This window comes from Bartonella sp. MU70NMGDW (assembly GCF_042194085.1).
Taxonomy (GTDB): Bacteria; Pseudomonadota; Alphaproteobacteria; order Rhizobiales; family Rhizobiaceae; genus Bartonella; species Bartonella grahamii.
Map to the genome: position 1 here is coordinate 37,634 of NZ_JBHIMK010000005.1, position 11,608 is coordinate 49,241.

General features: G+C 38.6%; 7 protein-coding genes. 5 read left to right on the plus strand and 2 right to left on the minus strand.

All coding sequences use genetic code 11. The features are described 5' to 3' along the window. The first annotated feature begins 21 nt into the window (after positions 1-21). The 3 genes from ACFIKE_RS01120 to lpdA are packed head-to-tail and all read left to right on the plus strand — an operon-like array spanning position 22 to position 5,703. Positions 22-3,021 carry a 2-oxoglutarate dehydrogenase E1 component gene (locus ACFIKE_RS01120; RefSeq protein ID WP_375648204.1) on the plus strand — a complete coding sequence of 1,000 codons (3,000 nt, stop codon included), beginning with the start codon at positions 22-24 and terminating at the stop codon, positions 3,019-3,021. 32 nt (positions 3,022-3,053) lie between these two features. Beyond that, positions 3,054-4,265, plus strand: a complete 1,212-nt coding sequence (odhB, locus tag ACFIKE_RS01125) for a 2-oxoglutarate dehydrogenase complex dihydrolipoyllysine-residue succinyltransferase (protein ID WP_375625537.1) — start codon at positions 3,054-3,056, stop codon at positions 4,263-4,265. 31 nt (positions 4,266-4,296) lie between these two features. Then, positions 4,297-5,703: a dihydrolipoyl dehydrogenase gene (gene lpdA / locus ACFIKE_RS01130; protein ID WP_375625538.1), complete on the plus strand. Its 1,407-nt coding sequence runs from the start codon at positions 4,297-4,299 to the stop codon at positions 5,701-5,703. A 1,164-nt stretch (positions 5,704-6,867) separates the two neighbouring features. Here the strand turns inward: lpdA and ACFIKE_RS01135 are convergent. Both ACFIKE_RS01135 and ACFIKE_RS01140 read right to left on the minus strand, forming a co-directional pair. Next, positions 6,868-8,106 carry a saccharopine dehydrogenase family protein gene (locus tag ACFIKE_RS01135; protein ID WP_015857100.1) on the minus strand — a complete coding sequence of 413 codons (1,239 nt, stop codon included), beginning with the start codon at positions 8,104-8,106 and terminating at the stop codon, positions 6,868-6,870. Positions 8,107-8,159: 53 nt separating this feature from the next. Beyond that, a complete protein-coding gene (locus tag ACFIKE_RS01140; RefSeq protein WP_375648206.1) occupies positions 8,160-9,257 on the minus strand; it encodes a carboxynorspermidine decarboxylase in 1,098 nt (365 codons plus the stop codon). 167 nt (positions 9,258-9,424) lie between these two features. Between ACFIKE_RS01140 and ACFIKE_RS01145 the strand changes: the two genes are divergently transcribed. Further along, a complete protein-coding gene (locus tag ACFIKE_RS01145; protein ID WP_375625539.1) occupies positions 9,425-9,922 on the plus strand; it encodes a BA14K family protein in 498 nt (165 codons plus the stop codon). Positions 9,923-10,151: 229 nt separating this feature from the next. Beyond that, positions 10,152-11,608 (plus strand): proton-conducting transporter membrane subunit (locus ACFIKE_RS01150; RefSeq protein ID WP_375648205.1); only part of this gene is annotated, 1,457 nt, incomplete at its 3' end.

Below are 11,608 nucleotides of genomic sequence, written 5' to 3' on the forward strand. Positions count from 1 at the left end.
ATAGATGTTCCGGAGAGGTATATGGCAAGGCAGGACGAAATAAATAGCCTTTTTGCACAGACATCATTTCTTTATGGTGGCAATGCGGATTATATAGATCAACTTTATGCTCAATATGAAAAAGATCCTACCAGTGTTGATTCACAGTGGCGTGCTTTTTTTGAAGGACTTCATGATAATAAAGAAGATGTTCTCAGAAATGCTGAAGGGGCAACATGGCAAAGTGATCATTGGCCAGTAAAGGCAAATGGAGAATTGGTTTCTGCTCTTGATGGTGATTGGTCTTCTCTTGAAAAATATCTTGGTGATAAATTAAAGGAAAAAGCAATAACAGGTGCTGCACAAAAGGGAAAAACTTCCAGTGAGCAAGATGTTATTCGTGCAACACGTGATTCCGTTCATGCAATTATGATGATTCGTGCTTTTCGAGCACGGGGGCATCTTCGGGCAAAGCTTGACCCTCTTCAATTGGCCGAAAAACAAGAAGATTATAAGGAACTTTCTCCAGAAGCTTATGGTTTTACTCCAGCTGATTATGAGCGTCCCATTTTTATTGATAATGTTTTAGGGTTGGAATATGCAACTATTCCACAAATGCTTGAAATTCTCAACCGTACTTATTGTTCAACAATCGGTGTGGAATATATGCATGTTTCTGATCCGGTTCAGAAAGCATGGCTTCAAGAACGCATTGAAGGGCGAGATGAAAAAATTTCTTTCACACAACAAGACAAGAAAGCTATCCTTAATAAGCTTATTCAGGCGGAAGGTTTCGAACAGTTTTTAGACACTAAATATAAAGGTACAAAGCGTTTTGGACTCGATGGTGGTGAAGCGCTGATTCCCGCTCTTGAACAGATTATCAAATGTGGTAGTGCTTTAGGGGTGCAGGAAGTTATTTTAGGAATGGCACATCGTGGTCGTTTAAATGTTCTTTCACAAGTTCTTGCCAAGCCGCATAGGGCTATTTTTCATGAGTTCAAAGGGGGATCTTATAAGCCTGATGATGTGGAGGGATCCGGTGATGTCAAATATCATTTGGGAACTTCAGCTGATCTTGAATTTGATGGTAAAAAAGTTCATTTATCGCTGTTGGCCAATCCATCTCATCTTGAGATTGTTGATCCGGTTGTTATAGGAAAAGCACGCGCTAAACAAGATCAACTTATGGGACCTGCACATACTGATTTACTCTCATTAAGTGAGCGTTCAAAAGTGATGCCACTGCTTATTCATGGTGATGCTGCTTTTGCAGGACAAGGCGTTATCCAAGAAACTTTTGGTCTTTCAGGTCTTAAAGGTTATCGTGTTGCAGGCTCACTTCATGTGATTATCAATAATCAGATTGGTTTTACAACATCTCCGCGTTTTTCACGTTCTTCGCCTTATCCATCAGATGTTGCAAAAATGATTGATGCACCAATTTTCCATGTGAATGGTGATGATCCTGAGGCAGTTGTTTTTGTTGCAAAAATAGCAACAGAGTTTCGCCAAATTTTCCATAAACCAGTGGTTATTGATATGTTTTGTTATCGCCGTTATGGGCATAATGAAGGTGATGAGCCTTCCTTTACGCAGCCACTTATGTACAAGGCAATTCGTAATCATAAAACAACACTTCAACTTTATAGTGACCATTTGGTAGCAGAAGGGGTGATTTCTCTAGAAGAGATTGAGCAACAAAAAAAATTATGGCGCGATAAGCTTGAAGGTGAATTTGAAGCAAGTGCTTCTTATAAGCCTAATAAGGCTGATTGGCTTGATGGAAGCTGGACGGGACTCAAAGCTTTTAGTAGTTCTGATGAGCAACATTCTAGAACAACCGGTGTTGAATTAAAAATTTTAAAGGAAATTGGTCAAAAAATTGTCGAAATTCCGGCAGATTTTCACGTTCACAAAACCATTCAACGTTTTTTAAATAATCGTGCTAAAATTTTTGAAACCGGTGAGGGTGTTGACTGGGCAACCGCTGAAGCTCTAGCTTTTGGTTCGCTTTGTTTGGAAGGAGCACCGGTTCGTCTTTCCGGTGAGGATGTTGAACGGGGAACTTTTTCGCAACGTCATTCAGTTCTTTATGACCAAGAAAATGAGGCGCGTTATATTCCTTTGAATCATTTACAAAAGGGGCAAGCGCTTTATGAAGTTGTTAATTCTATGCTTTCTGAAGAAGCTGTTCTTGGTTTTGAATATGGATATTCTCTTGCTGAACCACGTGGTTTAACGCTTTGGGAAGCGCAATTTGGTGATTTCTCCAATGGTGCACAGGTCATTTTTGACCAATTTATTTCTTCTGCGGAGCGTAAGTGGCTTCGTATGTCTGGTCTTGTGTGTTTATTGCCTCATGGTTTTGAAGGGCAAGGGCCGGAGCATTCTTCTGCACGTTTAGAACGGTTTCTTCAACTTTGTGCGGAAGATAATATGCAGGTTGCTAATTGTACAACCCCTGCAAATTATTTTCATATTTTACGTCGACAAATTAAGCGTGATTTCCGTAAGCCATTGATTTTGATGACACCGAAATCACTTTTGCGTCATAAGCGAGCTGTTTCTCTTCTCAATGAAATGGGGCCGGAAACAAGTTTCTGTCGTGTGTTGCTTGATGATGCAGAATGTCTCAAAGATTCTGTCATTAAGTTGCAAAAAGATAATAAAATTCGCCGTGTCGTTCTTTGTACTGGTAAGGTTTATTACGACCTTTATGAAGAACGTGAAAAAAAGGGTATTGATGATGTTTACCTCCTTCGTGTTGAACAACTTTATCCTTTCCCTGCTAAAGTTTTGGTGAATGTGTTGTCGCGCTTTTTGCAGGCGGAAGTTTTTTGGTGCCAAGAGGAACCAAAAAACATGGGGGCTTGGTCATTTATTGAGCCTTATTTGGAATGGGTTTTGACGCATATTAATGCGCAATATTCACGTGCTCGTTATGCAGGACGTCCTGCGAGTGCGTCACCGGCCTCTGGGTTAATGGTGAAACACCTTGAACAACTGGCTGCGTTTCTTAAAGACGCGTTAGGTTCTTAATTTATTACTACTCTGATGTATGGAAAAATATTATGACTACTGAAATTCGTGTTCCTACTTTGGGCGAATCGGTTACCGAAGCAACGATTGGCAAATGGTTTAAAAAACTTGGCGAAGCTGTCGCTATGGATGAGCCTTTGGTTGAATTAGAAACTGATAAGGTAACCGTTGAAGTTCCTTCTCCTGTTGCGGGAAAATTATCTGAAATCATTGCAAAAGAAGGCGATACGGTTGAAGTAAATGCTCTTTTAGGAGTGGTGGAAGCTGGAGAAGCTGGTGTTTCCCAATCATCTTCACCTTCTGCTACACTTGTTCCAGCAGCTTCATCTGAATCGGAGAAGCCTGCTTCGAGCAGTACAATGCCTCCTTCTCCTTCAGCAGCAAAATTGATGGCTGAAAATAATGTTGCAAAAAGCGATATTTCAGGTTCTGGAAAACGTGGACAAATTCTTAAAGAAGATGTTCTTGGTGGATTAAAACAAAGTACAAATGCTCCTACACCCTCTTCTTCTGCGACGAGTTCTTCGGCAACTCCTGTTCAAGAAACACGTGAAGAGCGGGTTCGTATGACGAAATTGCGTCAAACAATTGCTCGCCGTCTTAAAGATGCACAAAATATAGCAGCAATGTTAACCACATTTAATGAGGTTGATATGTCAGCGGTGATGGATTTGCGCAAGCGTTATAAGGATCTTTTTGAAAAGAAACATGGTGTTAAACTTGGTTTTATGGGTTTTTTTACCAAGGCTGTTTGTCATGCATTAAAAGAACTTCCCGCTGTTAATGCCGAGATTGATGGGACAGATATTGTTTACAAAAACTATGTCAATGTCGGAATTGCTGTTGGAACGGATAAAGGGCTTGTTGTTCCAGTGGTGCGAGATGCAGATCAAATGTCATTGGCAGAGATTGAAAAAGAGATTGGGCGTTTGGGGCGTCTTGCGCGTGATGGAAAATTAGCCGTTTCTGATATGCAGGGCGGAACTTTTACCATTACCAATGGTGGTGTGTATGGATCGTTGATGTCAACACCGATTTTGAATGCACCACAATCTGGTATTTTGGGAATGCATGCGATTAAAGAGCGAGCAATGGTTGTTGAGGGCCAAGTTGTGATCCGCCCCATGATGTATTTAGCGCTTTCTTACGATCACCGTATTGTGGATGGGCAAGAAGCTGTAACTTTCCTTGTACGTGTTAAGGAAAGCTTAGAGGATCCGGAACGCCTTGTTCTTGATTTGTAAAATACAGTTTTCAGGATGAAAGGAGAAACGGATGTCTTATGATGTGGCTGTGATCGGAGCGGGTCCAGGTGGTTATGTAGCAGCAATAAAGGCGGCACAACTGGGACTTAAAGTAGCGATTATTGAAAAGCGTACAACATTAGGGGGAACATGTCTCAACGTTGGTTGTATTCCTTCTAAAGCGTTGTTGCATGCTTCAGAAGTGTTTTCTGAAACCCAGCATGGTTTTGAAACGCTTGGTATTTCTATTGGTAAATCTAAGCTTAATCTTGAACAAATGATGGTTCATAAGAAAGCTGTGGTGACAGCCAATACAAGTGGTGTTTCTTTTTTGATGAAAAAAAATAAAGTTGATACTTTTTTTGGGACAGCCAAAATTTTGAGTGCGGGTCATGTGGAGGTTGTTGCCAGAGATGGTAATAAACAAACAATTGAAACAAAAAATATTATTATTGCTACCGGTTCAGAGAGTTCAGGCATTCCAGGGGTGAATGTTGAAATTGATGAAAAGACTATTGTTTCTTCTACGGGAGCTCTTTCACTTGAAAAAGTACCAGAGCATATGATTGTAGTGGGTGCTGGTGTTATTGGTTCAGAACTTGGATCAGTTTGGAGCCGTTTAGGTGCTAAAGTTACCATTATTGAGTATCTTAATAAAATTTTGGGCTCAATGGATGGTGAAGTTTCACGGCAATTTCAGAAATTAATGGAAAAACAAGGGATAGAATATAAGACGGGAACAAAAGTAACGGCTGTTACACAATCTGGCTCAACTGCTCAGGTGACTTTTGAAGCCGTCAAAGGTGGTGCAGCTGAAACTTTAGAGGCTGATGTTGTGCTTATTGCTACTGGACGTTCTCCGTATACGGAGGGGCTTGGCTTACAAGAGGCTGGTGTTCAGTTAGATGAACGCGGATTTATTGCAATTGATGCTCATTGGCAGACGAATGTTCCAGGAATTTATGCGATTGGTGATGTCGTAAAAGGGCCAATGTTAGCGCATAAAGCAGAGGAAGAAGGCGTTGCTGTGGCAGAAATTTTGGCAGGTCAAAAAGGGCATGTTAATTTTGATGTCATTCCTAGTGTTGTTTATACGCAGCCGGAAATTGCGAGTGTAGGAAGGACAGAAGAAGAGCTAAAAACTGCTGGTATTGAATATAATGTTGGCAAATTTCCTTTTATGGCTAATGGTCGTGCACGTGCAATGCAAAAGAGTGATGGGTTCGTTAAAATCCTTTCTGATAAAAAAACAGATCGGGTATTAGGGGGGCATATTCTTGGATTTGGTGCTGGTGAAATGATCCATGAAATTGCAGTTTTAATGGAATTTGGTGGTTCATCAGAAGATCTGGGGCGTTGTTGCCACGCACATCCTACTTTATCAGAAGCCGTGCGTGAGGCAGCTTTGGCAACATTTGCTAAACCACTTCATATTTAAAAAGCTTTTAAAAAGTACATTTTAAAAGGCATAGGAGGCAGAAAATATTTGTGAAGCATACAACAACATTTTAAAACTTTAAAAAGGAATACAACCAATTATATTGAAATATTCCGTTTGTTGTATGCTTTTCGATAATTACTGTTTTAAAATTCAGTTGTGTAGTTTTTATTGATTATCCTGTTGTGCATTATCGTTTAGAGCGGTGGTGTTTGTTTGGTTTATGTAAAGTTTTACATATGGGGTGGTTTTTTATACTATTATAAAATATTTAGGATAGGGTTCTGAGCCTATTTGCGTGCTTTGTTTTAAGAACACATCTCTCAAAATGCGCAAACCTACTTCACGATGGTGCTCGTGAATGGTATAGCTGTAAAGTTCCTCTTGAAATATATAAAATTCATTCAAATTGTTATAAGACCTATTTGTGCATCATCATCTTTATGTTTAGTAAACGTATACGCTGACGTTATAATGCACTTTTTCAGTTCTCAATATTGCTAAAGCTCTTTATTATTTGAAAGTTTTCATAAGAGAAATTTTTATTCTTTTCTTTTATCATTTTTGCTTACACGCTTGCTTTGTTTGTAATGTGCAGGAAAAGGCTTTAATTGATTTAATGTGAGAGAGTTTGTGATAAGAGAATCTTATAATATTCAGCGTTATGAAACAAGTTGAAAATGATATTTGTTGTTATAAATCAATGTTTTATATATGAAAATGAATCATGTGAAGAGGGAAGCCAAGAGGAATTCGCTCAAAGAAATTTAATTGTTTAATGATTGGAGTGGGTTAAGGATCTTTGTCATTTAAGATAAAGAGGGGAGGGATTGAATATTCTACAAAATACCACTCTTTTTTAAAAGAGCGGTATTTTTATATCTTTTCTTTATCACACTATCTTTTTGATGATAATGACAAGTTATACAGTGTGATTAAATTAGTTTTTGCTTCTCTGTTTTTCTTGATCATTGCTTGTTATGTCTTAGAAAGATGATATGTCTCTTCTTTAAGGTTGTTAAGAAATCGTAATGTTGCCAAAATATAACGAATAGCTAAAATTTTTTTGAAAACCATAATTACATGAGAATATTAAGTTTGTTTTCATTGGGCAGTTTTCTGATAACTTAAAAAATCAAGCATATGCTTTCTATAGGTATAAATTTAAAATTCTAATTTTTTATCCTCTTGTTGTTCTCTTATAAAAGTGGGAAGCCCCATACGATCAAGATATTTAAGGAAAGGGCGGGGTGGTAATTCCTCTACATTGACCATAGTCTTAACATCCCATTCGCCTGTAGCAATGAGAAGGGCTGTAGCAGCGGCTGGTACGCCAGCGGTATAGGAAATGCCTTGTGCTCCAGTTTCATGAAAAGCTTGTTTGTGATCGGCTATATTATAGATAAAAATTTCTCGCAGGTGTCCATCTTTTTCGCCTTTAATAAGATCTCCGATACAGGTTTTTCCTGTGTAGTCTGGGGCGAGAGAGGAAGGGTCGGGTAAGACGGCTTTCACGACTTTCAAGGGCACGACTTCTTGACCTTCTGCCGTTTTAATCGGTTGTTCGGATAAGAGTCCGAGGTTTTTTAGAACCGTAAAAACAGTGATATAACGTTCACCAAATCCCATCCAGAAACGGACATTCTCCACATCGAGATTTTTTGATAATGAATGAATTTCATCATGTCCCGTCATATAGGCTTTTTGTTTTCCAACAACGGGAAGATCCCATTCATGGCTGACTTCAAACATTTTATTGGAAGTCCATTTTTTATTTTGCCATGACCATACTTGTCCTGTAAACTCACGGAAGTTAATTTCTGGATCAAAATTTGTAGCAAACCAACGCCCATGATTTCCGGCATTAATATCAATAATATCAATATCTGTGATTTTATCAAAATAATTATCACGCGCTAATGCTGCGTAAGCATTCACTACACCTGGGTCAAAACCTGCTCCTAAAATAGCGGTTATACCAGCTTTTTCACATTCTTGACGCCGAGGCCATTCATAATTGCCATACCAAGGAGGTGTTTCACAGATTTTCAACGGGTCTTCATGAATCGCTGTATCGATATAAGCGCATTTGGTTTCAATACAAGCTGAAAGAACAGACATATTAAGAAAGGCAGAACCAACATTAATGACAATTTCGCATTTGGTTTTTTGGATGAGCTTTATAGTTTCTTCTACATTCATGGCATTGAGCGAATGGCTTTTGAGAACACCCTGTTCTTTCATTGTGTTTTTTTCTTTAATGGAAGCAATGATGGCTTCACATTTTTTGAGTGTTCGTGAAGCAATGTGAATTTCACCAAGAATATCGTTGTTTTGAGCACATTTGTGTGCAACAACTTGTGCAACACCTCCAGCACCAATAATGAGAACATTTTTTTTCATTGTAGGTTCATCTCCTTTTTAATACTGTTGTATGACGTTTTTATGGTTGATCTTTATGAAAGGCTTTTCTGATAGTCGTTATAGCTGAATTGGCGTTGAAGTGTTAGTGTACCATCGCATTCTTTGAGAACAATAGCAGGCATTGTAACGCCATTAAACCAGTTTTTCTTGACCATTGTATAACCTGCTGCATCCTGAAAAGACAGCCGATCGCCTATTTTAAGAGGTTGTTGAAATTGAAATGTTCCAAAAATATCACCAGCAAGACAAGATTTTCCACAAATCATGATTTCATGGGGACCTTGATTGGGTTCTAATTTGGCATTTTCACGATAAATGAGAAGATCAAGCATATGTGCTTCAATTGAGCTGTCAACGATGGCAAGATTCTTTTCATTATACAATGTGTCAAGAACACTGACTTCTAATGTGGTGCTTTTGGTGATAGCAGCTTCTCCTGGTTCTAGAAAAATAGTAACACCATGGGTTTTAGAAAATTGTTTTAAACGTTTTGCGAAAGATTCTAAAGGATAATTTTCAGCGGTAAAATGGATTCCGCCACCAAGGCTTATCCAGTCAACAGCAGAAAAAAGTTCTGCAAATTTTTCTTCCATGTGATTCAGCATTTGATTAAAAAGATTAAAATCAGCATTTTCGCAATTGTTGTGGATCATTAGGCCATTAATGAGGGGTAGAACTTCTTTTATAGCGCTTTGATTGGTTTCGCCTAAGCGGCTAAAAGGGCGGGAGGGATTGGCAAGATCAAAATTGGATGCGCTGATTCCTGGATTTAACCTCAAACCCCGTTGGATGGTTTTGCTAGCTTTAGAAAAACGTTGAAGTTGTTGGATTGAGTTAAAGATAATTTTGTCTGCATAGCCACAGGCTTCATCAATTTCATGATCGGCCCAAGCAACCGAATAAGCATGTGTTTCTTTGCCAAATTTTTCTCTTCCTAAACGCAGCTCATAAAGGGATGATGATGTGGTTCCATCCATGAACTCAGACATTAAATCAAAAACACTCCATGTGGCAAAACATTTCAAAGCAAGTAAAATTTTAGCTCCAGACATTTCCCGTAAACGAGAAATTGTTTGCATGTTTTTGATGAGTTTCGATTTGTCTATAAGATAGTAGGGGGTTTTTATCATCATTTATTCATTCTTTTTTGAAGGATCTTATTGCCAAGATCAACGTTTAGTACAAAGAGTAACAGAATGTCTCAAGAAAAAAGAGTCTTAAGAAAAGAATCTGTTTCTGTCTAGCAAGAGAAAGGCTTTCTGTAATTACTGTTGTTTATTATTTTGAGTTTTGCGTTATGAGTATGAAAAAAAAATTATATTATGCTTTAGCTTTTGTATTGGTTAGCAGTTTTTTCATTATAACAACTACTCTTGTTAATTGGGGGAAAAATAGGAGTTATGCTAAAGCCAAACTGGTTACTCAGACTTCTGTCCAAGATAGTTCGGTGCCTTTGATTTTTACGGGGCGTAGAGAACTTAATGGTTTTAAAGGTTATCGTCATTATCGGCGTGGTTATCGTAAATATAGTGATAATTGGTGGTATCCTGAAGTGGCATTTGTTACATCACGGCACTTAAGCACAAAAGGCGCATCATTAAAAGTTGTACCAGATGCTAAAAAAGTGTTTTTAACGTCTTCTTCGGAAAAATTAGAAAAAAAAGAGCCATGGATGCTTAAACAACATATTGAATCTTGCCGTGCGCGTTATCGCTCTTATAATAAAAATGATAATAGTTTTCAGCCTTTTCACGGGGGGCGTAAACAGTGTTTATCACGCTTTTTTAAAGGATAGAAATTATTAAATAAATTTTTAATTGCTTCTTGTCGTGGGCGTTATTGTTCTTACAATAAAGAGAAAACTTGCGTGGTGCGTAGCATTTTCATGCAAGCGTTTTTTTTGAAAAATTTAAATACTTTTAAGTTTTATTAAATCTTATTATCATTAAGTGTGGAATGGGGGGAGGATATAAGTTTTTGTTTTGTCGATGACAAAATATTAAGGACAGGATGGAGTTGAAAGAATGACAACACGGGAAGCAATGTTGATATTGCTCGTTTTGCTTCCCTTTGGTGGAAGTGCTGTCATTGGCTTTTTTCGCTCGACAGCAAAAAATAATGAAGCATGGTTTGCTGGGATTGTTGCACTTTTCTGTCTTATTTTTACAATAATGCTTTATCCAGAAGTTCGCGAAAACCACATAGTGCGTTTAGATATTTCTTGGCTTCCAGAATGTGGGAGCGATTTGATTCTCCGTATAGATGGTTTGTCGTGGCTTTTTTGCTTGCTCATTACAGGAATTGGGCTGCTTGTTGTCATTTATTCACGTTATTACATGGATCCAGCAGATTCTGTACCGCGATTTTTTTCCTTTTTTTTGGCCTTTATGGGATCAATGACGGGAATAGTCTTATCAGGCAATCTCGTCTTTTTGGTTATTTTTTGGGAACTCACCAGCATTTTTTCTTTTTTGTTGATCGGCTATTGGTACCATAATGCAAGTGCGCGTGAGGGTGCGCGTATGGCTCTAACGATCACAGGTTTTGGCGGTTTTGCTCTTTTTATTGGGGTTTTATTGATTGGGTATATTGTTGGCAGTTTTGATTTGGATAAGGTGCTTCAGTCTGGAGATATGATTCGGTCAAGTTCTCTTTATAGTCCTGTCCTTATTTGTATTTTATTGGGGGGATTAACAAAAAGTGCGCAGTTTCCCTTTCATTTTTGGCTGCCCAATGCGATGGCTGCTCCAACCCCCGTATCGGCTTATTTGCATTCAGCAACCATGGTAAAAGCGGGATTGTTTTTACTTGTTCGTTTATGGCCTGTGCTTTCTGGGACAGAATCTTGGTTTTGGCTAGTTGGCTTTTCAGGACTCTCGACATTGCTTCTTGGTGCTTATTTTTCCATGTTTCAGCAAGACTTGAAAGGACTGCTTGCTTACTCGACTATTAGTCATCTTGGATTGATTACCACGCTTTTAAGCCTTGGTAGTCCACTTGCTTGTGTTGCAGCGATCTTCCATATGGCCAATCATGCTACTTTTAAAGCTTCTTTATTTATGGCTGCTGGTATTATTGATCACGAGACGGGAACACGTGATATGCGTAAATTGTCAGGGCTTTATCGCTCTATGCCTATTACAGCAACTCTCGCTTTAGTTGCAAGTGCAGCGATGGCTGGAGTTCCCTTGTTGAATGGTTTTTTATCGAAAGAGATGTTTTTTGCTGAAGCTGTTGAAACGCATATGGAATCATGGCTCGATTGGATTGCACCTTATGTAGCAACGCTGGCTAGTTTGTTTAGTGTAACCTATTCTATACGCTTTATTCATGGCGTTTTTTTGGGTCCAAAACCTGTCAATTTACCCAAAACTCCCCATGAACCACCGCATTTCATGCGTTTACCAATGGAGCTTTTGGTGTTTATTTGTTTAGCCGTTGGTATTTTTCCTAATTTAACTATAGGACCTATTTTAGATAA

Excerpts from the sequence above, each read along its gene's own strand:
- ACFIKE_RS01145 (WP_375625539.1), top strand. The coding sequence starts at position 9,425 with ATGAGTATGAAAAAAAAATTATATTATGCTTTAGCTTTTGTATTGGTT.
- ACFIKE_RS01140 (WP_375648206.1), bottom strand. The coding sequence starts at position 9,257 with ATGATAAAAACCCCCTACTATCTTATAGACAAATCGAAACTCATCAAA.
- odhB (WP_375625537.1), top strand. The coding sequence starts at position 3,054 with ATGACTACTGAAATTCGTGTTCCTACTTTGGGCGAATCGGTTACCGAA.
- ACFIKE_RS01135 (WP_015857100.1), bottom strand. The coding sequence starts at position 8,106 with ATGAAAAAAAATGTTCTCATTATTGGTGCTGGAGGTGTTGCACAAGTT.
- lpdA (WP_375625538.1), top strand. The coding sequence starts at position 4,297 with ATGTCTTATGATGTGGCTGTGATCGGAGCGGGTCCAGGTGGTTATGTA.
- ACFIKE_RS01120 (WP_375648204.1), top strand. The coding sequence starts at position 22 with ATGGCAAGGCAGGACGAAATAAATAGCCTTTTTGCACAGACATCATTT.